Annotated in this window: 16 protein-coding genes; 5 read left to right on the top strand and 11 right to left on the bottom strand. The window is 42.1% G+C overall.

Annotated features, from left to right (window positions below; all coding sequences use genetic code 11):
* Positions 1-297: 297 nt before the first annotated feature.
* The gene (locus QNM18_RS17815) at positions 298-2,943 is read right to left on the bottom strand and encodes a TonB-dependent receptor (RefSeq protein ID WP_247687170.1); all 2,646 of its coding nucleotides are present in this window, start codon (positions 2,941-2,943) and stop codon (positions 298-300) included.
* A gap of 204 nt (positions 2,944-3,147) precedes the next feature.
* On the opposite strand from QNM18_RS17815, the gene QNM18_RS17810 reads away from it, so the two are divergent.
* Positions 3,148-5,211: a winged helix-turn-helix domain-containing protein gene (locus QNM18_RS17810; RefSeq protein WP_284138004.1), complete on the top strand. Its 2,064-nt coding sequence runs from the start codon at positions 3,148-3,150 to the stop codon at positions 5,209-5,211.
* 85 nt (positions 5,212-5,296) lie between these two features.
* On the top strand, positions 5,297-5,881 hold the full coding sequence (locus tag QNM18_RS17805; protein WP_284138003.1) for a hypothetical protein: 585 nt from the start codon (positions 5,297-5,299) through the stop codon (positions 5,879-5,881).
* Positions 5,882-6,077: 196 nt separating this feature from the next.
* Here the strand turns inward: QNM18_RS17805 and QNM18_RS17800 are convergent, their stop codons facing one another.
* The 5 genes from QNM18_RS17800 to QNM18_RS17780 all read right to left on the bottom strand — a co-directional run bounded on the left by QNM18_RS17800 (position 6,078) and on the right by QNM18_RS17780 (position 14,753).
* Positions 6,078-7,427: a TonB family protein gene (locus QNM18_RS17800; RefSeq protein WP_211008415.1), complete on the bottom strand. Its 1,350-nt coding sequence runs from the start codon at positions 7,425-7,427 to the stop codon at positions 6,078-6,080.
* Positions 7,428-7,737: 310 nt separating this feature from the next.
* Entirely contained in the window at positions 7,738-10,305 is a 2,568-nt protein-coding gene (locus tag QNM18_RS17795; protein ID WP_284138002.1) for a TonB-dependent receptor, read from the bottom strand.
* A gap of 681 nt (positions 10,306-10,986) precedes the next feature.
* Complete coding sequence (locus QNM18_RS17790; RefSeq protein WP_211008862.1) at positions 10,987-12,213, bottom strand: threonine/serine exporter family protein; 1,227 nt, start codon at positions 12,211-12,213, stop codon at positions 10,987-10,989.
* Positions 12,214-12,503: 290 nt separating this feature from the next.
* A complete protein-coding gene (locus QNM18_RS17785; RefSeq protein ID WP_211008417.1) occupies positions 12,504-13,739 on the bottom strand; it encodes a glycosyltransferase family 4 protein in 1,236 nt (411 codons plus the stop codon).
* Positions 13,740-14,753, bottom strand: coding sequence for a LacI family DNA-binding transcriptional regulator (locus tag QNM18_RS17780; protein ID WP_211008418.1), 1,014 nt, complete (start codon positions 14,751-14,753; stop codon positions 13,740-13,742). It lies immediately after the preceding gene.
* Between the two features lie 213 nt (positions 14,754-14,966).
* Here QNM18_RS17780 and QNM18_RS17775 point away from each other — a divergent pair, with 213 nt between their 5' ends.
* On the top strand, positions 14,967-17,453 hold the full coding sequence (locus tag QNM18_RS17775) for a S9 family peptidase (protein ID WP_284138001.1): 2,487 nt from the start codon (positions 14,967-14,969) through the stop codon (positions 17,451-17,453).
* Positions 17,454-17,490: 37 nt separating this feature from the next.
* On the opposite strand, the gene QNM18_RS17770 is transcribed toward QNM18_RS17775, so the two are convergent.
* The 5 genes from QNM18_RS17770 to QNM18_RS17750 all read right to left on the bottom strand — a co-directional run bounded on the left by QNM18_RS17770 (position 17,491) and on the right by QNM18_RS17750 (position 22,300).
* On the bottom strand, positions 17,491-18,342 hold the full coding sequence (locus tag QNM18_RS17770; protein ID WP_211008420.1) for an EamA family transporter: 852 nt from the start codon (positions 18,340-18,342) through the stop codon (positions 17,491-17,493).
* Between the two features lie 187 nt (positions 18,343-18,529).
* Complete coding sequence (locus tag QNM18_RS17765) at positions 18,530-19,315, bottom strand: class I SAM-dependent methyltransferase (protein WP_211008421.1); 786 nt, start codon at positions 19,313-19,315, stop codon at positions 18,530-18,532.
* A gap of 103 nt (positions 19,316-19,418) precedes the next feature.
* Positions 19,419-20,504, bottom strand: a complete 1,086-nt coding sequence (locus QNM18_RS17760) for a methyl-accepting chemotaxis protein (protein ID WP_284138000.1) — start codon at positions 20,502-20,504, stop codon at positions 19,419-19,421.
* 239 nt (positions 20,505-20,743) lie between these two features.
* Positions 20,744-21,586: a GGDEF domain-containing protein gene (locus QNM18_RS17755; RefSeq protein WP_284137999.1), complete on the bottom strand. Its 843-nt coding sequence runs from the start codon at positions 21,584-21,586 to the stop codon at positions 20,744-20,746.
* Positions 21,587-21,877: 291 nt separating this feature from the next.
* Positions 21,878-22,300, bottom strand: coding sequence for a DUF3429 domain-containing protein (locus QNM18_RS17750; RefSeq protein ID WP_211008423.1), 423 nt, complete (start codon positions 22,298-22,300; stop codon positions 21,878-21,880).
* Between the two features lie 238 nt (positions 22,301-22,538).
* On the opposite strand from QNM18_RS17750, the gene ahpC reads away from it, so the two are divergent.
* On the top strand, positions 22,539-23,108 hold the full coding sequence (ahpC, locus tag QNM18_RS17745) for an alkyl hydroperoxide reductase subunit C (RefSeq protein ID WP_211008424.1): 570 nt from the start codon (positions 22,539-22,541) through the stop codon (positions 23,106-23,108).
* Positions 23,109-23,215: 107 nt separating this feature from the next.
* Positions 23,216-24,784 (top strand): alkyl hydroperoxide reductase subunit F, encoded by a 1,569-nt coding sequence (ahpF, locus tag QNM18_RS17740; protein WP_284137998.1) that lies wholly within the window; start codon positions 23,216-23,218, stop codon positions 24,782-24,784.
* Positions 24,785-24,801: the final 17 nt, after the last annotated feature.

The raw sequence follows: 24,801 nt of genomic DNA, 5'->3' as shown, positions 1-24,801 counted from the left end.
AAAATGAACATTTTTGCTGCAAGAACATTGCTATTTCAAATACAGCTTAGTGATCTCACTGAAGTGCCCGAATTATTTATTGCGTCTGACTTTGTAGAGTTGTATTTACTTTCAATGCTTTAGGTTTTTAGTCGCAGTAAGTAACGTAAAAATCAGGTTGAATTAGCCCGCAAAGAAAGAGGCTACATTTTATCTGTTTTGATAAAAGAGCCGCTTGCACTAGGGTTAATATTAACCCCGAGTGCAGAGCATGACGCGTGGAATATGCGGTGGGATCTAGTTTAGTTTTTGATAAAACTAGTGAGTATTGAAACGGTATCTTGCACCAAGGTAAAAGCGGCGACCGTTTTGATAAATGGCTGTTGGTGCATATTCATTTCTGTCGTAAGTATAAATAAGCTCATTATTGATATTCAGGAACTCAAAGATAAGATCTAAATCATCACTTATTGACAGTGTCACATTACCATCGAGTTGACCATAGTCATCCATCTTCGTTTCACCAATACCAGTTGCGAACTTGGTACGGTAGTTATACGCAAGTCTCATACTGATAAAGCTATTTTCGTAATAGGCCGTTAAGTTTGCACTGTGTCTTGAAGTACCCGGGATCCAGTCCGATTGACCTGACAGTTGTGATGTACGGTCTCCATCAACAAAGGTGTAGTTGGCAATGATACCAAACCCGTATGCAATGGCCTGTTGATAGCTGAGTTCAAGGCCTCGGATCACGCCACCCGCACCATTGATAGGCCTGTCTATCGACATTAAAATGCCTTCATGGGATTCGAGTTGGCGATTGAACTCAATGAACGATTCAACATCTTTACTGAAGAGGGCGATAGACGCGAGTGCCGAATCTGCAAAATACCACTCAAATCCAAAATCAAACTGGGTAGCTCTGTATGGATCAAGGTCTGGATTTCCGCCTTGCCCTTGGGCCTGCGTCACATTGTAGTTGGTTGAAGGCATCAAATGATGGAACTGAGCACGTGACATAACTCTTGCGACCGCGAATCGAGAAATGAGTTGCTCGGTCAAATCAAATTGGATATTGAGGCTTGGTAAAATATCAGTGTAATTTTTTGATTTAGTCTGCCAAGTATAATTGGCTTGATCACTTGGCAAGGTAGCGATGCGTTCATAAGCGCTGGATTTTTGCCAAGTTGAAACAACTCGGACGCCTAGATTAGCTTGGTAGGTATCACCTGCAAGTTCAAGCATCGCGTAGCCCGCGAGCGTTTCTTCCTCAATTGAAAAGCGGCTGGTCTTTTCTTCTGATTGTACAAAACTAAGTGTTGAAAAGTCGTCTGCTAATGTTTTGATATCGGCAAAGCTATACTCTTTTAAAGTGTGTTGATCGCCAATGCCATCTAAATAGCCACTCACAAATTGTGCAGGGTAATCTGCAAGTGTCGTATTCAAGTGTCCAGCCAATCCATCCAAACCACCACGCTGCGAGCGCATGCGGATAAAATCACGTTTATGGCGTTTATATTTTCCTCCAAAGCGAAAAGTTCGGAGATGTTGATAAGAGAGATCGCGAGAGAAATCTTTTTGCAAAAAATAACCGACGTCATTGCCGTCTTGACTGTCATTGCGCGCTTCGCTGATAAACCATTGGTTGGGATTGAGTGGTGAAGTGTCGTAACTAGTTTTAATATTTTTTACTTGTCTGGTGTCAAAACTATATTGGGTATTAGTTGCAAACTGTGCGGTATTGTCTTCGCTTGTGCCGCCATCACCATGCGTATATCCGGCTTGGTATTGTGCATGCCACCAAGGACCAACGTAGGAAAGGTCAAAGTGAATGCTTTGTGTTTGGATCTGTGCCTCTCTCCAAATGGCTTCCATACTGGTATTGAACGGCTGTGCTGTGGCTGGTGTTAAACTGCCGTAGGCGAGAGTCTGGTCGATTATCTGATAGTCACTAAGCTGGCTACCGGCATCTAAAGCCTTGCCCGGTTGCCAAAGGAAATTCTGGTTTGAATTATCAGCACTGAGTTGCGAATGAAGCAGGTGGGTTCTTAAGGTCCAGTGTTCATCGATATGGTAGGTTGCGCTGGAGGTAAAGCTAGTAAGCGCTCTATCTTGTTGAAATACAGCAGAGCCACCTCCCCCTGGTGACCATATTTTTTGAAGGTCGCCTGTTTGCGTTTTTGTTGGAGTTAACTGTCCCTCGTCATTGACTTTATAGTCGCGCTCATGCCAGCCCCAGGATTCTAGGCCGTCTCTGCGCAAACTACGTTGTTGGTGGTTAACAGAAAACAGCAACGCGAAATTTTGTGATGGATTTATCCAGCTATAAACCGCTGATAGCTGAGGGTCATATTGCTGAGACAAGTCGTTGTATTGTAGCTGAGAGGTAAGTGAGAGTGTCCCTGGATCAGAATAAAATGGGTCGAGTGTTTTGATGTTAATTGCGCCACCCAGTGAGCCCTCATCTTGGTTGGCTTTTGGTGTTTTATACACTTCTAAGCTCGATACGATGTCCGCTGGTAGCAAGGTAAAGTTGAACCCTCTACTTGGTAAAGAAGAAATCCACCAATCGGCAGATGCTAAGTATTGACCATTAAGGTAGGTACGGTTTTGCTCTGGTGTGGTGCCTCTAACGCCAACTCGTTCGCCTTCGCCTTGAACGCGCGATAGTGAAATTCCAGTGATCCGTTGAAGCGCCTCTGCAACATTTTTATCAGGAAATTTGCCGATTTCTTGCGTGCTTATACTGTCTGATGTTTGTTGACTAAAGCGTTTCACATTGAGAGACTTGACAACGCTGTCATGAAAGGCCCTGATTTCAATGTGTATTAGGTCGTCATTTGTGCTCGACTTTTTCGTTGGGTCCTGGTTGGGCTTGTTTGGATGATTTTGTGTTTGCTGGCCGAAACAAACAGAACAGATAAAAAGCATTAGGAGGTGAAACAGGTAAATAATGCGTTTCATAATCATTGTTTCCAACTCCTATTTTTATTTAACGTACGGGAAACTTTGCTTTTATATTTCTATTTAAGTGCAACAGAAAGTACTGTAAAGTTGCTTTTAGGTAAAATAAATTTGTCCCCCATCATAACATAGTGTGATCATAATGGAATAGTCCGCGATGTGTTGAGCTGTATGGTTAAGGCCTGTTTTAGATTGGATCAATAAATGCGGTTTGAACGCTTTTTGTTAAATGATGTTTTGATTGATACTCAAAAAATGAGTGTCAAAGTCGAAGGGCATTGGCTGCCCTTAGAGCATAAGCAATTGGCACTAATAAAGTTATTGATTGAGAGAGCTCCGAACCCCGTTAGCAGGGATGACATTATTAACCAGCTTTGGCCAAATTTAATTGTTAGCGATAACTCTGTCAGCCAGCTCGTTGCGCAAATTCGCAAGACCCTAAACGATACGTCTAAAGAACCTAAATTCATTAAAACTGTGCCAAGAGTTGGCTATCAGTGCATTGCAGATGTTGCAAATGCCCCAACAATAATTCAGCATGCGAAAACGCCACAAAAAAATGTGCCTTTAAACTGGCTCACTGCTGGGCTATTCATTGGGGTGATGAGCGCGTTTCTGGTCTTATTCGATTTCAGTGCATCTAAACCTGTTACGCAGGTGAAATACGTTTCGCGTTTAACATCATCTCCCGGTGCAGAGGTTTATTTGAACTTTTCACCTAATGGCCGTTTCCTCGCCTATAGTCAGATTGTAACAGGAGAAAGTCAGTACGATTTAGTGGTCTACGACCTTCAGATCAACACCTCACACACTATCAAATCCTCTGGGTATAGCGAACAAGCACCAAGTTGGTCGATGGATGGAAACTGGCTAATATATTATCGTTACAGTCCATTTAGCTGCGAAATTAGAGCTATTTCAGTACACAATACAATCGAACTTTGGCGCTTAAATAAGGATGTATTTGTCTTGGATTGTGACAGTGCACAAATACCTGGTAACGTGACTTGGAACTCCACTGGGCAGCTTTTTGTTAGAGAAATGAATGAGGGGAATAAAGAGTTAGTCAAATACCAAATAGAAGAGACGGAAGATAGGCAGATCAGTTTGTCTGAGCGAGCAGTGGTGACACGCGCTGAAGACTATCATATGCGAGGCAATCGGGTTATTTATCAGCAAGCGCAACAATGGTACCAAGGTATATTGAATGGTGATGGTGAGGTAACGACGACGGCGAAAATAGACATACCAGGGAAGCCGTATTTTGGTCTGAGTGACAGTGATATTTTGAGTGTGGGCAAGGAGTTAAAGCTTCATTCCGCGAGTAGTGAAGTTACTTCATTGTACAGACCATTTGGCGAGGTATCAGAAGTATCACTGGATCGGGGTAAGGGGCTTATTGCACATACCGAAGGCATTGCGGAAGTGAATTTATACTCATACAACTTACAAGGTGATAGCTTTGAGCCGATTTCTTCTAATTCACGAATAGATACCCATGCTAGTATTTCTGCTGATGGCATGCAATTAGCTTATGTTTCAACGGCCTCACATGCCGATCCTCATATTGAAAATGTAGAAATATGGTCAAAGCACCGTTTTAAATCTAGTCCCAGCCTTTTGACTAAGTTACCAATAAAAGATACACCGAAATTGCTGGTTTTTTCGCCTAATGGCGAGTACTTGGCTGTTCTAAGCCAGTCTAATACACTATTTATAATCAGTACCTTTTCTAAAACCCCTCACTCGGTAGTAAAGGAAAACCAGTCTTTAAAAAATATTTATTGGTCAGATGACAGTAAAACACTCTTTTTCGAAACATCAGAATCAAACCACCCACAGCAATGGCGTCATGATATCGCCAACGCCAGCAATGCACTATTGCCTGAAAATGCTCAGCAGTATGTACCGCTTGTAAAGAAGAATATTAGCTTTCAATCATATATTGAGGATGTTAAGGCGTATTTATTTGAAGCGTTGGAAGGGGAAATTCCGCTACAGCAGCTCTCTCATTCGTTGCAGCTATATCGCCCCGCAGTTCATGAAAATGGAATTTATTATGTTATTCGGCAAGGTCACCAGCTGTCATTGTTCAATTTTAACAGCCAATTGCAAAAGAATGAGTTTATCGCAGATATAGGATTGCACCTGTATGACGTAAATGCTGACTTAGGCCTAAGTACGACGGCAAGTGGTACGCAGATCATTCTAAACCGTGTCGAAAACCTTGAAATGGATATTGTCCTGCACGAGTTTATCTTAGAGTAAAGTTTGCTTTAATGTTTTATTTGTTGCAATTAGGTAGATAAAAGTGCAGTGTGTAGCTGTGGTTTCAACTAAAGGCGGTATGTTTATGAAGGGATTGAAGCGCATTTGCACTATATTGACGACCATTTTTATTAGTGGTTGTGCCTCTCAAAATATTGATGATGTTTATGTAGAAAATGTAAAACCGAGCAATGGTGTTGTATGGGGCACTATGTCCTACAGTGGCGTGTATGCGGATTATCAACTTCATTTTCAAAATATGGATACTGAAGAGTCGACCTTTATTTCCTTGAACTCTAATGTCAATGAAGATGGTGTGTTTGCAATAAGCCTCCCTGAGGGAGTGTACAGAATCGTCGGGTGGCAAGTGAGTTCACCATTTCTTTCGATTTATAAAAAAGGTGAAGCACATCAAAGTTTTGTGAGTTCACACCAAAAGCTCACCTATATTGGAAGAGTTCACTTTGAGCAAAAAGCTCCAAAAGCGGGCGAGAGTCCAGTGATCACCGCAACATTGGCTGAGCATTTTTCGATTGATGCATCTCTACTTTCGAATTCATATAACTACCTCGATCAACAGAGTCGTGTGTTTAAGGCGCATATGCAATACGGAGAGATTTGCGCTGGCTGCATAGAAAGGAGCATTGTCACAGCCGCTCAGTCTCGCTAAAAAATGATACTTTAAAAGTGGGCTTACATATTGTAGAGCCCTGAAGTGAAAGTTGAGTAGTTGATCTGCGTTGGCGAAATCACGGGTGAATTTAGATAACAAATAACGTCAGCACTGCTGTGAGCCATATCTGCTGGGGGTATCACTTAATCGTCATGACCTGAGCTTTAAAGAAGGGGACTTTCTAATTTTCAATTTACTTTACTGTGTTGAGAAACTCTTCAATTAAAGTGGTGTTCCATTGTCGTTTTTGGGCTTGTCGCTGGGCGTTTTTCGCTAATTTTAGCGCTTCATTTCTGTCTTTGGGCTTAGTGAGTTTGGCTTTTAATAAAAGCAACTCGGGGTCATCTTTATCTAGTTCGAGCCCTTTATTCAGCCAAAATACAATGTCTTTATCACCCATCGCGTGATTAAATAAATGCAGGCTAAGGGCTTTAGCGGCGCGTTTGTCTCCCTCAACGGATTTGATGAACCACTTAGAGGCCTCACTCGGAGCGTAAATTTGGCTGTTCTTGTCACTATATAGCGTTGCGAGTTTGTATTGTGCAGGAGCGAATTTGTTCGCGCTTCTTTTTAGCCAATTTAATGCCACACTAAATTGACTTTTATCCGTGCTGGTCAACAACTCTATTGCAAGCTTGTATTGGGCTATCGGTAGATCGTTTTTGGCCGCAGCAAGTAACATAGTCAAATAGGCGCTGTCATCTCGCCAATGATACTTAAGTAGCTGACTTGCGTTGTATTTGTCAGAGCTTAACCAGTTTGCGATATAGTATTGAACTTGTGCATTACCTTGTTCAGCTGCATCAATATGACGCTTTATTTCAACCTGATAATCTTGCTGTTGAAATGCGAGTGTTCGCTTATACTCTTTTCCTTTAAAGGTGGTGAAATGATAGATCAAAGAATGATTTCTTTTTGCCTGACCGGACTTATAGCGCCAGACGCTTACCGCATTAATTAAGGCCGAAGAAAAGATATTCTTAGGGTAGTCATCAATTACAACGAGGTTTTTGACCACACCAGATGTATCTATATCGAACTCTAACCAAACCCAACCTTCAAGGCCTTGTCTTGCCGCCTGCTCTGGATATTCAGGGAGCTTTTCATAAACTCGCGACAATGCATTATTGGGTGCAATCGTGTGGTCTAAATTGGGGTAATAATTTTGGCTCACATACTGATAGCCAAAGCGTTCCTTTTTGTCGTTTAGTACTTGTGCTAAAACTTGTTGATTAGCATATTGAGAAGAAATTAACTGGGCTGTTTTAAGAGATTCAGAGATCCCGTACTCAGCTGCGAGTGAAAACCACGCATGGGCAGATGATAGGTTTTTTTCAGTTCCTTGGCCATGTAATGACATTACGGCCAAATTATAAATGGCATCGCCATTACCCAGCTGGGCCAGTTGATAAAACTCGTTATAGGCTTTGACGTATTTTTGCTGTTGGTAATACTGCGTGGCAGTATATAAATCAGCTTGGCTTGTTGGCGACAACAAGACCAAAATCAATACCAAGAGTTTAATAGGCCTAAAATGGTTCATGCTGACTAAAATGGCACCCTTTGCTAACTACCCAACTTGCGTTAGGTGTAATTTTACTTATTCACTATGCTAATTTATGTACCTAAATGACCGATTCTACAGCTTTTAAAAACAATTACCATATTCTCAAAGTATAAGGTGTTTAAAAAGAAAAGCTGAAGGTCTACAAGCGTAGACTTCAGCTCAAAATCTCCTGGGCAGGGAGTGGCCTTCCATCGCCTAATGCCGCTGTGTTAGCAGCGAACTTATAAATAGCCTCCCGGTGTTTAAAAGCTGTAATAGCTTTTTCACAGGGAGACTTTTCTAAGGGTTAGAAGTTAAAGCGAACACCAGCAACAAATCGTCTGCCATCGGCGTAGACACCTGTAAGGGCTTGCTCAACGCCTTCTTCTTGGTAGCTAAATGTATGCTCATCTGTGAGGTTTATTGCCTCCAGTACAACTGCTAGGTTTTCATTGATGTTGTAGGTAATATTTGCGTCTACTTGTCCATAGGCATCAATATAGCCAGGCCAGTCGTTACCAGAGTCATAACCAGAGCGATGATTGTAAGAGATTCGACCGCTTAGGCTTTCGTTTTCGTAGTATGCGCTTAAATTTATGGTGTGCTCAGAGTTACCAGGGATAGTAACGTCATTGCCATCTTTGTCTTTCGCTTCACCGTCCACGTAAGTGTAATTGGCTGAAACACCAAAGCCTTCTAGTAATTCTTGTTGGTAACCGAATTCAAGACCTTGGATCCGACCCGCGCGACCATTTGACGGACGACTAATTCGGATCAAAGTGTTCTCATGAGTCTCAAAAGCGGGCGTACTATCAAGGAACGATTGAATATCTTTGTAAAAGAATACAGCTGAGAAGATACCTGCCTCATTGAAATACCATTCAATACCTGTATCAAACTGGGTTGCACGGAATGGGTCGATATCTGGATTACCACCGGTACCCGTTTGCGTTTCTACGTTGTATGAAGTTGAAGCGGTCATACTTGCGTAGTCAGGTCGAGACATCACTCTTGCCGCGCTGAATCGCATTAATAGGTCATCATTTAAATCGATCGCTAAGTTGATGCTAGGTAAAACGTCAAAATAATCTTTATCTTGGGTTGTCCACAGCTCTGCACCAGATGCACCTGCAAATGCTGATGACTCTTGTTTGGTGTGTACAAGTCTTACACCTAAGTTACCACGCATACCATCGGCATCTATCGTTGTTTTAACATAACCTGCCAAAATCTTTTCTTTGATGTCGAATGTACTGGCCTTTAACACTTCATACGGCCAGTTTAATGCATCACCATCTTGGCGTACCTTGTCCGAGTTTGTAATAGCGTATGCACGCAAAGTACCTGATGAGCCTAACCCAGAAAGGTAATCACTCGGCATACTAAGAGAGTAATCTGCTAGACTCCAATTCAAATCAGTGCGGTTTTGAGTAGTGTGCTTGGTATTAAAGCGACTGTGGTCACGATATTTTACGCCCATTTTGATTTCGCTGAAAACGGCAACATCGATGGGGCGTTTAAAGTCAGCTTGGAAGTAGCTTTCATCGTCTTTTGCGTCGTTACTGTCGTATCGCAAAAAGCCAAGGTTCCATTTAGAACCATCTTTTGGATCTGCGCCGTAAGATGTTTTAACGTCTTCAACTTGTGATGTGTCATATGAATGCACATAATTTCCTACCCAGCCGACCGAGCGATCCGCCTGCGAACCACCTGTACCTTCAGTGTAACCAAGCTGGTATGTAGAGTGCCAAAGTTCGCCTTCATGCTCGACTTTTAAGTCATAGGCTTTTGTTTTTAGTTGAGAGTTTCTGACCTTTGTTTCATTTAGAATATTGGTGCCATCAGGAGAGAGCCCCATAGTACCACCAACAACCATTCTACCGACTTTGTCATGATCAATTATAGTGATATCAGTATACTGAGAGCCGCCACGTTCAGGTAACCAAAGGAAGTTTTGGTTCTCGTTGTCGGCATCAAGCGTAGAATCTAACAAGTTGAATGAAATATCGGTCGCGTCGCTTGGACGATACTGCAGTGCCAATGTGACGCCAGTTCTGACTCGCTCTTGCGAAAACATTGCTGAACCACCACCACCGGGACTATACACATCTTCGTGAACAGTTCCGTCTGCCATCGTAATGGTTCTATCAGCCCAACTCCATGCCTCAATGCCATCTCGACGCAGGTTTCTTTCTTGTCGAATTACAGAAACAAGTGCGCCAAAAGTTTCATCATCATTTTTAAAGTTGTACATGATTGATGCTTGAGGATCAGTTTCACCTGATACTTCACTATATTGTGCGAGTAATGAGCCAGCAACTTTGTTCGCGTCTAAATCCAGTGGTTTTCTTGTTTTAACAACGATGGTTCCGCCGATTGAACCTTCGTCTATATCAGCTTCGGGTGATTTATAGACTTCAAGGCCTGCAACAATTTCGGAAGGTAGCATGGTATAGTTGAAACCACGGCTGGCTGCTGAGTTTGTCCACCAGTCAGCTGAACCGACAGCTTGACCGTTGAGCAATGTACGGTTTTGGCTTTCGCTGGTGCCGCGAATACTGACGCGTTCACCCTCACCGAAGTTACGGGTTAAAGACACACCTGTGATTCGTTGCAATGACTCGGCAACATTTTGGTCTGGAAATTTACCTATGTCTTCAGCTGTAACAGCGTCAACGATTGCATCTGCATAACGTTTTGTATTAAGTGACTTAACAACGCTACCACGGATGCCACGTACTTGAATCACTTCCACTTCTTTTTGGTTTGAAACAGCGCTGTCATTTTCAGCAAATGCAAACGGTGAAATATATAAAGTTGACCCCATCAATGCTGAGCTTATTGCCAGCGACAACTTATTCTTATTGTTAAACATGATACCAATCCCCTTGGATGAAATTTGAACGTAATCACTCGAATGTAATCTTGTGCAATTAAGATTTAACAACAAGAGCAGTTGTTAAATCTTGAATGAAAATTAATAGTTGTGAAATGTTGCTTCTTATCAATTTTTAAACTTTAAACTATTGATTTTTATTGTTATAAAAAACAGCTGGTTGAATTTTGAGCTTTATAAATAAATTTACTTATCTATGTGGTAATGAAATTATATTTACATTCATAACTAATGATATTTAGTATTTGATAAATACAGTGGTTAAAGTACAAAAAACCAACGGCGTATACCCAGATACTGCGTCTTGGCTGTGGTAACTTTGAAATAGATAATTTAAATGGTGCAAGGTTCGCCATAATGTGAAGTTGGTGTAGAACGAGGAGCCAGTGTAAAGTCGTTTTAGAGATAGCCTGAAATCGGCGCCACAGAGGCCAGTAGAGTATCTAAGCTGGTGGTGATAGTTTGCCTTCAAGGGGGGCCATGCAACCGTATGGCTCACTCAATCATGTTGTTATTTACTCGCTTTTTTAGGTGGAAGGGTAACGTTGGCCAATATCAGGTTGTAACGAGAGACATAAATATTCAGATTACCTAGGCTGGTGGCGGTTTGCCATTCAGGAGAGCCATACAACCGTATGGCTCAATTAATTACGTTATTATTTACAAGCTCTTTTTAGGCGGAAGGGTTACGTTAGCGAATATCAGGCCTGCTACAAGAGACATAAATATTAAGAAGGTTTGTTGTCCGATATGATCTGCCATTACAAAGCTCTGTCCTTCAATCAGTGAATTAAGCCCAATATATGTTTTAGAGCCTGGAACGAGCACAATTAGCCCTTTCATCGTCACAATTGATGCTGGTGCATTTTCAACTCGGTTGAATATGTTACTGAAAATACCAACTGCAAAAGCCCCCGCAAATGTTCCAAGCGCATAATCAAAATAAATGGCTGCGCTAACTGAGACTGCATAGGCAATAAAGCCGGATGTAATACACCAAGGAATGTGTTTTAACTTAGTTTTAAAGATGACAACTAAGCTCATACAAAGTAAAAATACTGCGAGCCATGCAGTCCATTTAGGCAACGCTTCAGGCTGCACAAAGTCGACTTGACCAAAGACATAGAATCCGATGCTAATGCCTAAAAATGCGCCAAAATATAACTTAAATAACAGCATAAAGGCATCCATTACGCGCGCAGTGCCCGAAACTAAATGCCTCGCAGAGAGTTCAGCGAAACCCAGAGCGAGTGCCAGACCTGGAATAAATACTATGATGGCCGAAAGTACAACCAAACGGATGTTCAACTGAGGGTCAAAGTAAGCTGAAACCGCACAAGCCACAAAAGCTGCCGCGATAGCGACCATGGGTTCTAGCATGTGGGTAACGCGTTTAGAGTGTTCAGACCAAAGAATAAAGAGATAAACCAAGATTGAAATAATGCCTGACCAAATGACATCACTCCAGCTTGTTCCCATAAGCATGGCAAATGCGCCACCAGAAATCGCAAAGGCCACAGCCATCTGCCAGCGTGAATAGGGGGATTCCGCATTTTGGATTTGATCTAAGCTTTCATCAGCTTGGGTTACACTTAGCTCACCAGCAAGCATCTTGTTCACGACGTCATCTGTGTTGGCCAAAGACCCCAAATCATGATCGCCGGGTTCAACACGCGCTACGTGGGTGTACTCTTCCTCATGCCCATCGGTCCATATAACAAAAGTGACTGATGTCGGTGACATAACAAAAGATGATTTTAAACCAAGGTGTGTGGCCACTTCCATTAAATGTGCTTCTAATCGAAAGGCAGGAGTTCCATACTGATGAAGCATTTTGCCAAGTTTAACGATAAACTTGCGCTTTTGGGTAAACGTAGCTGAATTCAACTGTGCAATACCTAATAGTTGCGTGGTTAAGGGCGAGCCCAGATATTTAAGTGCGACCACTTAAATCCCAAATAACAAAAACAAAGTACCTTATGGTATCGCAAAATTATGTTGCAAATTTGAAGCGCTTTTGGCTGACTGATTCGTTCGAAAAAAGGCAAAAAAGCATGCTACAACATGGTTCGCGGTGTAATTAGTTCAGGGTAAAAACAGAGACTTCGACTCGTTGTTTATTTCTACAAAACTAATAATAAGTTACGCCGCGCATTCTAACCAGTTTTGTCGGATTTTCAACGCATTTTGTTTGCATTTTTTTCTTCAATCCATTGGGACATATATTGGGTACTACGAAGTGTATGGTGTTTAAGCATCTGTCCATAAAAGTTTTGCGTACGATGCTGACTCAAATTACTCTGAATAGCAGATATTTTGTTTTCGAGCCGGCTACACAAAGCATTTTTATCATACCTAGCAGACAAAATATTCAGGCCGTTTAATTGTGCCTGTTTAAAGTAAGACTCATTGCTATAGAGCGCGACCGCTTCATCGATAAACTCTTCTTCATTTTCCGCAATTGCACCATGCCACGGCAAAGAGCCGTGCATACCTTCAGCCCCTATAGGAGTTGTCACACATGGTGTCTGGGTCAACATCGCTTCTAAAAACTTTCCTTTGATGCCCGCTCCGAATCTAAGCGGTGATAAACAAACACGGCTATTTTTCATCACATCAATTGCATCGTCAGCCCAGCCTTTTATAAGGAAGCCTGTTTTTGGGTTGTGAAGAGCCGTGGCTTTTTTGGGCGGGTATGAGCCATAAATGTGCAGCTCAGCATCCGGAAGTCGCTTTTTGATTGCTGGCCACAACTTTTGTAAATAAAGTACTGAGTCCCAGTTTGGCGCGTGACGAAAATTACCTATGGTCATAAAGTGCTTTCGTTCATGAAAGCTTGGAAGCTGTGACGGAGTTTGCGTTAAGTCAACTAAAAAAGGTAAATGCAATAACAGCTCAGGACTGACATTAAATGTACTTGTCAGTAACTCCAGCTCGTAATCAGAAATGATCAAAGATAAATCACATCGTAATATTGCCGCTATTTCTCGTTTGGCAAGTTCGCTATCTAACAGTTGATCGCGATGAAAATCGATGCCAGCTTTGACTGCGCTGTGGCGAGCACCTCTTAAGCATTGTAGGTCTTCTGTATCTAAAATCTTTAGTGCATTGGGAGCAAATTTATCTACCCGCCAGCCAAACTGTTCTTCCATCATAAAGCGATCAAACATGACAATATCAGGCGACATCGCTTCGATATAGTGATCAAAAGAGCTACAGTTGAGTGCTATTGGTTTGCTTGTAATACCATAACTTGATAAGTCGACCATATGGTCTGTTTGTTGCGCCGGGCTTGCAAATTCTACTTGCCAGCCATGTGCTTTAAAAAACTGCAATAAAGACAGCATGTGCACGCCAGCTGCCGATGAATTAGGCTCTGGCCATACATAGCCGATAACTAAAACTTTGGTCATTTAAGAAGATGATTCTCGTATTTGTAAAGATATATCTACCAGTGTTCTCACTGGTGGTTGAGATTTGTTAAGTATTTCACTAAGCGCCTGACAAGTCCGCTTACCAATGTCGTTTGCGTCAATACGAACCGATGACAGTGCAGGGCGCATTAAGCGTGAGTCAGCGAGATCATCAAACCCAATTACTTTGATATCTTTGCCTGGCACTAGATTGTGTTCACGCATTGCTTCCATAGCGCCGTAAGCAATTACATCACTGAAACATACAATCGCTTGAATATCTGGTGCGATACTGAATAGCTGATGGAATGCATCTCTGCCGCCTTGGCGGTTTGTTGGTGCCATTATTTCATGAGATTGAATTTGATCTACGTGCGCAGATATCGCAGAGCGAAACCCACTCAATCGTTCATGGTAATCAGATATTTCATCAGTACCGCCTAAAAAAGCAATTGATGACAACCCTTTTTGCAGCAAATGCTCGGTCGCCAAGTGTGTGCCTTTTTGGTTGTCAGGCAAAATGCAGGGGGCTTCGGCAAATTGGATTTCTCGCATGATGTTGATGACAGGAAACCCGGATGAGACCAGTTGGTTCACCCACTCTTTGGTTGTGCCTGGCGCTGGAACCATGACAAACGCAGAAACATTGTATTCTTTGAGGGTATTAACAACTTGTTGTTGACGGGTAAAATCCTCCCCAGTATTTACTAGCATCGGCACCATACCTAGCGCGTAAATGTGCTTTTCCAAGCCCACAGCTAGTTGTGCAGAATAAGGGTTGGTTAAATCATTAATAACTACCGCTACAAGGTTGGATTTTTTACTGCGTAGTGCAGCTGCATCTCTATTATAGACATAACCCAGTTTTTCAATGGCTTTGAGAACTTTTTCTTTACTTTTGTCACTTACTTTGTCGGAGTGAGTTAATACAAGGGAAACTGTAGATTTGGAAACTTGCGCTTCTTTGGCAACATCAAAAATTGTTATTTTTTCTGGTTTTTTGTCGTTGTTCATAAGTGCCTGATCGCATACGTTGTGCTGATGACGGTTGCATAGTTTAAACCTATCAACTTCGACTCTGCAACTTACAATTCAATTGATGCTGTTCTGTATAAAACAATAGTCTAAAAAACAGCTTTTTAAACGCAATATGTCTCTAAATTACTGCACTTGGTGAAAAATAAGGATATCATGTCCCGTTGTGGCTAATAGACTAGGACTATAGAAGTGATAATTATCAGGGCTTTAATACTATTTGTATGTGCATGTGTGTTGAGCAATGGAGTTTATGCTAATCCCTCCAGCTATAAACGGCCTTCGGCAGAAATTGCGGAGCTTATACAAGAACACAGTGTCCCAAAAGCTCTTGTAAACGCCAAAGGCAACTGGATGGCACTACTGGCGCCTCTAGACGCCGACAGTACTAGTAAACCTATCGCCCAGCAGAGTCTCTTACAAAGCATACTTGGTGTTCAAATCAATCCAGAAACCGGCCTGCGGCCAGAAGCCGAGCGTTATGCTGGTGTTTCATTTAAGCATATTGATACCGGTGCCCTAATCAAGGCTAACAATATTCCCGAAGGCCATATTATTCAGCCTACTTGGAGTGCAAATGGACGCTACCTTGCGTTTATTTTGGAGACTCAAGCAGGTGGATACTTATGGGTATATGATATTAAACAACGTCAGGTTAAAAGCTTGTCAAATTTCCCACTCAATGGCTTTACTACGGCAAAACCTTTTGAGTGGTTGGCTGATAGTTCGGGCCTCATTGCCAATATTAGAGTTAACCATAGAAGCCACATAGTTAACCGCAGTGCAGTGCAATCAAGTGAGAATGGTCCATTGGTTGTTGATTCAACTGCACAAATAGATCCGACTGATGCGTTTGACGCGCCGCAACAAGCTCAATTTACACAGTTAGCTTTAGGGCAACTATATAAAGTACCGCTCAAAGGAAGAGAAGTTCCAATTGGACAGCCAGCTTACTTTAGTAGCTTTAAAGCATCACCAGACTCGACCAATTTGTTAGTTGCTATGATGGACATACAAAACTTGTCGCAGATGACTGAAGAGGACTTTGACAAACAACACTATAGTGTATGGCAAATCTGGGGAATGAGAGGTGCACCGTTATACGAAGTTTATCGACCGCAGATTACTGTTTCTGAACAGGAGCGTCTTGCTCGACCTTTTACAGATTCAACCGTAAAAAGAGTATTTCAATGGCGTGCTGATAAAGGCGCCACTTTAATATGGGCCCAGTCAGATTTAGATAGCGATAGAGAAAGTCTGTACAGTATTTCAGCGCCGTTTAGACGTAATCCTCGTCACTATGCCGACATTGAGGGCCGGTTGTCGGAGATTATATGGGGTGACAATCAGCTTGGATTAATGGTAATTGATGCCGGAAATAATGAAAAAGACTACTATGCATTTTCGCCATTAACTCCGGACCGCGCTCAAGTTAAGTTGAACCTATTTGAGGGCCTCTCTAAAGGAGAAAGCCGTGAACTGGTAATGACCAAAAATGATATTGGCGCTTCAGTTATCAAGGTAGCTGGAGGCCGCTACATATTTATCACTGGCACTCAAAAACAAGGCGAAACAGACATACCTTATCTTGCGCGGTTCGATGCTCGAGGCAATCTAATGACACCTATTTGGGAGTCAAAACCCCCATATTTTGAGCAAGTGGTGGCTGTACTGTCAGATGATGGTATGCAATTTGTCACGCGTAAAGAGTCCAAAGACAACCCGACAAACTACTTCTCTCGTAATTTGACATTTGATATTGTCGAGCAGCTTACAAAGTACCCGCACCCGTATCCAAGTATGCAAGGGATCCGCAAAGAGGAAATGCGTTTCAGTGCAGGTGCTGGTAATGTGATTAAAGGCGACTTTTATTTACCTAAAAGCTTTGACCCTAGCTTGGGACGAGTACCTGTTGTGGTATGGCTTAATGAAACAAATGAGCAAAATAACGAGCAAGTCATCTCGTCGCCTTACCTATTTCCTCATTTAGACGCGGTCAGTGGTGTGCCATTTGTTCATGAGGGGTATGCTGTACTTAATATTAAAAATATGCCGATGCTAAGTGCTCAAAATCAAGGAGAGCAGTTTGACCAACAGCTGAGGGCTAGTGCAAAGGCAATAGTAGATACTTTGGTCTCTCAAGGTATTGCGGACAAAGAAAAAATAGCCATCGGCGGCCATGGTTTTGCTGCTACGAGTGTACTTAAACTGTTAACTCAAACAGACTATTTTGTCACCGGGATCGCGCGAAGTGGTAATTATAATCTGACGCTTTCCCCGTTTGTTTTTGGCGATGGTGAGCAAAGTTTGTGGGTTGAACCGAGCAAGTATTTGGCTAACTCTCCTTTATTCTCCGCGCAAAATATTCGTAGTTCGGTATTGTTGATCCATGGCTATCAAGATAGAGAAGAGGGCAGCTACCCGGTCCAATCGGAAAGAATGTTTAGTGCTCTGAACGATTTAGGCAAGACCGCCAAGCTGGTGTTGTTACCAAATAGTGGTCATGTATATCAGGATGAAAAAGATTTACTGCACATGTTATATGAGCAACAGCAGTGGCTGAAACTTCATTTTGCCACTCTACCTGAGATCGAGCCCTCAAGCTCAGCACCTGAACATTTACACTTTGAGCTGGAAGCAGAGGTAGAAGAATCTGATTTACCTTCACCTTGGGGTTAGAAAGACCAGCTTATGAAGCTGGTCCTTAGCTGGTTTTTTAGGATTCTTTCGTGGCTATAGAGCTGCCTAGCGACGCAGTGATCACTAGAATGATGGCGATCCACTGTGAAAATGTAAGTAGCTCGCCAAGAATCAGCAAGCCAGCAAGTGCTGCAACCGCAGGCTCTAGACTCATCATAATACTGAACCCCTGTGCAGGCATATTACGCAGCGCTACCATTTCCAAGCTGTATGGTAGTGCGCTCGATAAGAGTCCAATAGCAATACCCAGTGGGATAAGGGACCAGTCAAGTAATGCACTGCCTTGTGAAATGACGCCATAGGGGACTATCGCCAAAGCTGCGACACTCATACCCAAAGTGACCGCCATTCCCCCTGAGCTTTGTCCACCGGTTTTTTTACCAAATATAATGTATCCAGCCCAAAAAGCACCCGCTACTAGTGCCAGTATCACGCCAACAGGGTCCAATCCATCCACTTCACTCATATTTGGAAGCAGCATTATGATCCCTGCAATGGCGAGCAGCACCCATAGGTAATCACGCTTGCGTTTGGAAGAAAATAATGCAACTGCCAGTGGTCCGGTAAACTCCAATGCGACACCAATGCCCAGTGGAATACGTTCAATGGCATAGTAAAAAGTCAAATTCATGATCCCTAACGAGAGACCGTAAAGAATAACTGGTCGCCAGTTGGCGGGGAGTTTTCTCCAAGGTCTAAAAATTAGGCACAATATCAAGGCTGAAAATCCTAATCGGTAGGCTGTCGTTCCTTCGGGGCCAACATATGGAAACAATTGCTTTGCAATTGATGCACCAGACTGAATAGTCACCATAGCTAAAAGAAGACATGCAATTGCGTATAAAAATCGTCTGTCTAGAATTTGCATAACGAAGCCCGCTAATTCAAAGAGGGCGCAAGTCTAAGGTTTTCTGTAAGGATACACAATCATTTTGTATACATTATTCCATTATTGTTTGTTTTGCAGTTTTTCTTGTTTCAGAATTGTTTTATTTGTAACTATGAGCCTATAAAAATGGATGTGTTACTTTTCAAATTGTTGCATTTTTGGAGGGTCATTCGACCGCTTGGTTCAAGTAAGATTGCCAAGCCTGTTCATGTTTAGACATCTGTTTATGTTTTTTTGAATTTAGGTGCGCTTGTTTATCTTGTTCTGTTAGAAATGGGCCAACGCGGCACATGGCACAGTGAGATTCCGATAAATAGCTGGGTTTGGTGAGTGGTTGTACGGGGGCATGTTTAGGTGACCAGAAGTAACTGATCCCCCTTGTGTCTTTGACATGTTTGTCTCTATCGACATTACGTATTTTATACTCGGGAAATCGCGTTATATCAAATTCAGTTTGTCCGAGGTAGTTTAGATCAAGTGATTGATGTAACGTCTGTTCGAGGTTCCATTCGCAATATGGCTTCACATCTTTTGAAGTTATGATACTAAGCATTGGTCCTTGTTTATCTAAAGCTATTGACTGTGAATAAACCAAAAAGTACCTCAACAGGCGCCTATTTAACGTATTTATGCTCAGTGAGTTCTCTTTAAACTCGTGGTGTGACGCAAAAGCTGGAATAAGAGGGAACTGAAAAATCACAGCGTCGAATGTCTGCCCATTCAAACGAGACCAAGATGTTTTGTCAGTGACATCAAACTCAGTCAGCACAGGAGTATTGGACGCTTTCAATTTATCTAAAGCATGGCTGGTATACTTTTCTCGCAAAGTAGATTCGCTGTCGTAGATACTGGCGATAATTTGCTGAGGCTGAAGGTATGTTTTGATGGAGTAGGAGAAGCTTAAATCGCCATCTCCTACAGTTAATATTCGCCACTTAGGGTCTAATTGCATGATAAACACTGACTGATTAAAAGTGGCGGATTATACCAAAATTTAACTGCAAAAGTCGTCACCGGAAGGATAAATATATCCAGTGAAATATCATTCAGCTGTATCAAGCGCTTCTAAGGTCATCCAACAAATGCATAACATCCACGCTGGCTTGCTCCATTTTATTGAGCTGTTGCACTGCCCCCTGTTTGTCACCTTCTTGGAACTTTTTAATCGCCTCTACACCGGATCTATGTACTTCTTTGTGCGGGTGCTCTAGACGTTTATAAGCAGAGTTGTCTGAATATTGCTTAGAGCCATCTCCTAAGAACCATTTACCAAGTCGGCACGATGTATGATCGGCAAAATTGGCGACTGTTTTATTACTGGTTCCCATGATCACGGCATAGACTTCACTTTTCCAAACGACGTGATCAAGTTTCACTGTTTGAATAAAAGTCTGCTGGGTGGCGTTGGTGATAGTTTGCTTCATTGAACCGCAAGTATGAACAATGTCTCCATATTCATCATTTAAGTGCTCAATACTGTGAGATAAAGTTTTATTCGATTCTTGGATTACAGACACATCTTTCACTGTTAGCTGGGTAGTATCAATGATCTTAGTTACTAACTCAGACACTTCGTTAGCAGATGCGCTGGTGTTATTTGCCAAAGCTCTGACTTCATCTGCTACAACACTGAAGCCTCTGCCAGCTTCACCCGCTCGTGCAGCCTCAATTGCGGCATTAAGTGCTAACAAATTGGTTTGATCCGAAATTTTGGAGATCGTTGCTACAAAAGTGTGAATATTGTCTGCCATATGAGATAGGCCCGAAATATTATCTGTCATACTAGACATATTTTCAGAAAGTTGGCTCATGCCTGTCAGGATGTTTGCAAGGGACTTTTCTGAGGTTTCGAACGACTGATTTACTTCTGCAATGGCTGCACTGTCTTGCTCTATATTTTGAAAGCTGTGAAGTACCGTCTCTCTGATCCCTTCAACTTGGCTCATACCGGATAGAGCGCACTGTAAAAGCTGATTGTCGGTATTATCATTTAGCTGCTGTTGTGCTTCTATCAACTGCGACTGTAGTTGGTTGTTTTCAGTTGTAAGGCGCTCATTTTCTTGTACTTGTTGCGCCAACTCGCGTTTCAATTGCGAAAGTTCTGCTTTTATTTCTGAACTGGAGAATAAGTTGGATAGCACGAGTCAATCTCCTTTGTAATATGAGTGCATAGTGTATTAAATATGTGTCTTAGTGATTTGATGTGACACACCAACAGCCAACGGTTTGCTATGAATTTTTTGCAATTCGTCAGTTTTAACAACTTAGTGATGCCATTTAACCATAAATAATTTAATAGTACTCTATTTTTTGAACTATAAATCAAAGGGTTTTACATAGGCTCCGCTTTCTGTGCAATATTGAATTGCAGCGCAAGATATTAACTGACCCGAGGTTTAGAGCGAACAGACTTAAGGCGTTTGTTACTATACATGGCTGCATCGGCAAGGTGCAGTAGTTTATCTGGGGCAATTTCTGTGTCAGTGGCGGTGAAACCAATACTAATACCGACACCGTATTCAAAGACTTCTTCCAAAAGCTTTTTTCGAAGTTGTTCATCATTGTCAGTATCAAAACTACCAAATGCGACAAACTCATCACCACCGATCCTAAAGCAGCGATCTTCACCAAACTGTGCGCTCAAAGAGTGTGCAACTTTTTTCAAGATTAAATCGCCACAGCTGTGTCCAAAATTATCATTGGCACGCTTAAAATCATCTAAGTCAAAATAAAATAATGTAGTGTGTTGCGCACAAAGTGTCTTGAATTGAGTGAAGCAGGCTCGGCGATTTCCTATTTGAGTGAGTTCATCATGGGTTGCATCAAATTTAAGCTTTTCTTCCAGCCGCCGTCTTTGCAAAATTTCATTGTTGAGCTGAGATATGGTGTCTCTTTGTCTGACAATCATGGTGTACAGTGCATAGCATATGAGTAAAAAGCCAATCTGTTTAAGTGACGTGTCTAGTGCAATGACTGGAAATATGTCCACAGCGATAAAATCGTCGAGCAGATCCAGCAGCAAACCCAAACAGTATATAGACCAAGCCCATATCAAGATGTTATTTTTTAGATGCGGTGCTGAATAAACGATCATCGTTGAGGCGATAGTAAACCAAAACAACTCCTCCAGTGAGTCCAGCAGATCACCTGGTTGCTCTCTCATCCAAAGATAAAAGGAGAGCACAAATAGCCCTATAACCCCATAAAGCAGCTTTTGAATCATGTATGCACTCCTAACGCTACTCTTTAACTTATAGCAGTTTTATATTTATCTGCTTAGTCGCGAACTAATTTACCGCACTGATTCAAATCTTTGAATTAAATAGTTGTCAAATGCTCAATAAGAACCTTGCAGTATTTCTACAGATACCAGATTTCATAAGAGGATTGTTAGGCTGGCACCTGAACACTGTTCGATAATGTTAATTGATTACACTCGAAACGTGTAGCTTTTTTACATTGCATTAATGGAATAATTGTGGTGCCGCCGTGCCTGTCAGGTTAAATGTTTATTCTATCGCGTCAATTCAATTGCTTGTGAAATCATAAAGAGGTGCGATACAAAAACAACAGAGGTAATAACAAAGCGCATTTGTTTGTAGTCTTTATGTGTTTCTTGCCACTTAGGCATACTTTTTTCAAACCAAAGTACCAGCCAATAGCTAGCGGCAAGATAGCTAAGCTGAGCGGTCAAAGAAACCAAATGAAGTAAAGGAAATGGGAGGACGACAATCACTGCCAAAATTGCGTGGGCCTTTGGTTGTTCGCCAGCGCGCCACAATGTTCCAGCCATAAACGCCAGAATGCCCATACTGTAAAAACTGAAAACACCGACCAAGGTTTCCGAGCTTCCCAACATTAGTGTTGCTGCAATACAAAGGAGAAAAGGCACAAAGCCCAAGTAGCCTAATTGAATATGGTTAAAGTATGGGTGCATAAAAACTCTTAATTAGTTTGGTTTAGTCATATTTGTGGATCCGTTAAGACCATCACTATTGTTACGAGTAGATTATACCGAAGGTTTACAATGGGATTGAGTTTATTTAATCAAATTTATCGATAACAATGATAGTTTTAATCAATTTTATTTAAAAGTGCTAAGTCTATATCTTTGTAATCAAGCAAGGCGAGGATACTCGCGAAGACAAAATACAAACTTAATATAGAGGATAGCCATGAGCACTTCATTGATTAATACAAAGCTTTTACCTTTCAGCGCAACTGCATACCACAAGGGGGATTTTGTTGAAGTTTCAGAGCAAGATTTACTTGGTAAGTGGAGCATTGTTTTCTTCTACCCTGCGGACTTTACTTTTGTGTGCCCGACAGAGCTGGGCGATTTGGCAGACCACTATGCACAGCTTCAAGAAATGGGCGTTGAAGTATACTCTGTATCAACAGACACTCACTTCACTCACAAAGCATGGCATGATGCTTCTGACACCATCAAAAAAATCGACTTCCCGATGATTGGCGACCCGACAGGTAAAATTACTCGCAATTTTGGTGTGATGATTGAAGAGGAAGGTCTGGCACTTCGCGGCACATTTGTTATCAACCCGGAAGGTGAAATCAAAGTTGTTGAAACACATGATTTAGGGATAGGCCGCAGCGCAAAAGAGCTATTGCGTAAAGTTCAAGCTGCTCAATATATCGCAACACATGACGGCGAAGTTTGCCCTGCATCTTGGCAGCCAGGTGAAGAGACACTAGCACCTTCTTTAGACCTTGTGGGCAAAATCTAATTTGACTCACACCATATCTGCCAGCACTTGCTGGTAGGTATCACTTGAATTTGCATCCCTTAAATCAAGCAACCATGTGCGTAGCGTTTCAATGAGGAATTATAAATATGTTAGATGCGCAAATTAAAAGCCAACTAAAAGAGCACTTTAAGAATATTAACTCGCCTGTGGAGCTGAGAGTCGCGCTGGACAGCAGTGATAAGTCCAATGAATTGAACTCACTCGCACATGATCTTGCAGCTTTGAGTGAACACCTCTCAGTGGTTGAGAACTATGATATTAACGCGAGAAGACCTTCTATGGTGGTCAGCTCGGTTGAATCAAAAACACAACTCAGTTTTGCTGGTGTGCCAATGGGTCATGAGTTTACCAGCTTGATCCTTGCACTACTACATAGTGGCGGATATGCAAGTAAATTAGAGCGTGATAAAGTTGAGGGGATCAAATCTATTGATAAAAACCTGAATTTTGAAGTGTACATATCTTTGAGCTGCCAGACTTGCCCACAAGTAGTGCAAGCACTCAACACTTTGGCAGTGAACAATCCCAAAATTACAACAACGATGATTGATGGTGCGCTATTTCAGCAAGAAGTTGAAGAGCGCAATATTATGGCCGTTCCGAGCGTCTACCTAAATGGCCAGCTATTTAGCCAAGGTGCAATTGGCCTGTCAGATATTCTGAAAAAACTAGATCAAAATTCAGCGCAAAAAGAAGCCGAAAAGCTGAGTAGCAAAGCACCTTTTGATGTTTTGGTGATTGGTGGCGGCCCAGCAGGAGCATCAGCCGCGGTATATGCCGCAAGGAAAGGGCTAAATACAGGCGTAGTTGCGCAGCGGTTTGGTGGGCAAGTTGCTGACACAATGAGCATTGAAAACTTTATCTCTGTTAAAGAAACAGAGGGCCCCAAATTAGTCGCCCAATTAGAGCAACATGTTAAACAGTACGATGTGGATGTTATGACTAGCAACAAAGTAGCGCGCATCAAGAGAAATGATTATTTGGATATTGAGCTTGAGAGTGGGGCTAAATTAAAAGCGAAGTCTGTAGTGATATCAACAGGTGCGCGTTGGCGCAATGTTAATGTACCAGGAGAGCAGGAGTACAAAGGCCGAGGTGTTGCATACTGTCCTCATTGTGATGGACCGTTATTTAAAGGTAAACCCGTCGCTGTTATTGGTGGGGGAAATTCTGGTATCGAAGCCGCTATAGACCTTGCAAATATTGTTGAACATGTCACGGTGCTTGAGTTTGCCAATGAATTAAAGGCAGATCAGGTATTGATCAATAAAGCTAAGAGCATTCCAAACATTGAGATACGCACTCATGTGCAAACGACGGAAATACTCGGCGATACGAATAAAGTGACCGGTTTACAATACTTAGATCGGGACTCAGGCGAAGCGCATTCTATCGCTATTGCAGGCGTTTTTGTGCAAATTGGATTAGTGCCAAATTCAGAATGGTTGCAAGATAGTGATATTGAAATCAATCAGTTTGGTGAAATAGAAATCGATAATAAGGGGTCTACTAGTATGCGAGGTGTTTTCGCTGCAGGTGATGTGACCACAACCCCTTTCAAACAGATAGTCATTGCTATGGGAAGTGGTGCGACTGCCAGTTTAGGCGCGTTTGAATATCTAATTCGAGAATTGGACCCTGCTGCCGCAGCATAGATTTCCCTTTATAGCTG

The sequence above is a fragment of the Pseudoalteromonas obscura genome, from assembly GCF_030135505.1.
Lineage (GTDB): Bacteria > Pseudomonadota > Gammaproteobacteria > Enterobacterales > Alteromonadaceae > Pseudoalteromonas > Pseudoalteromonas obscura.
Note: the sequence above shows the minus strand (reverse complement) of the source record. Positions and strands in the feature narration are given on the sequence as shown.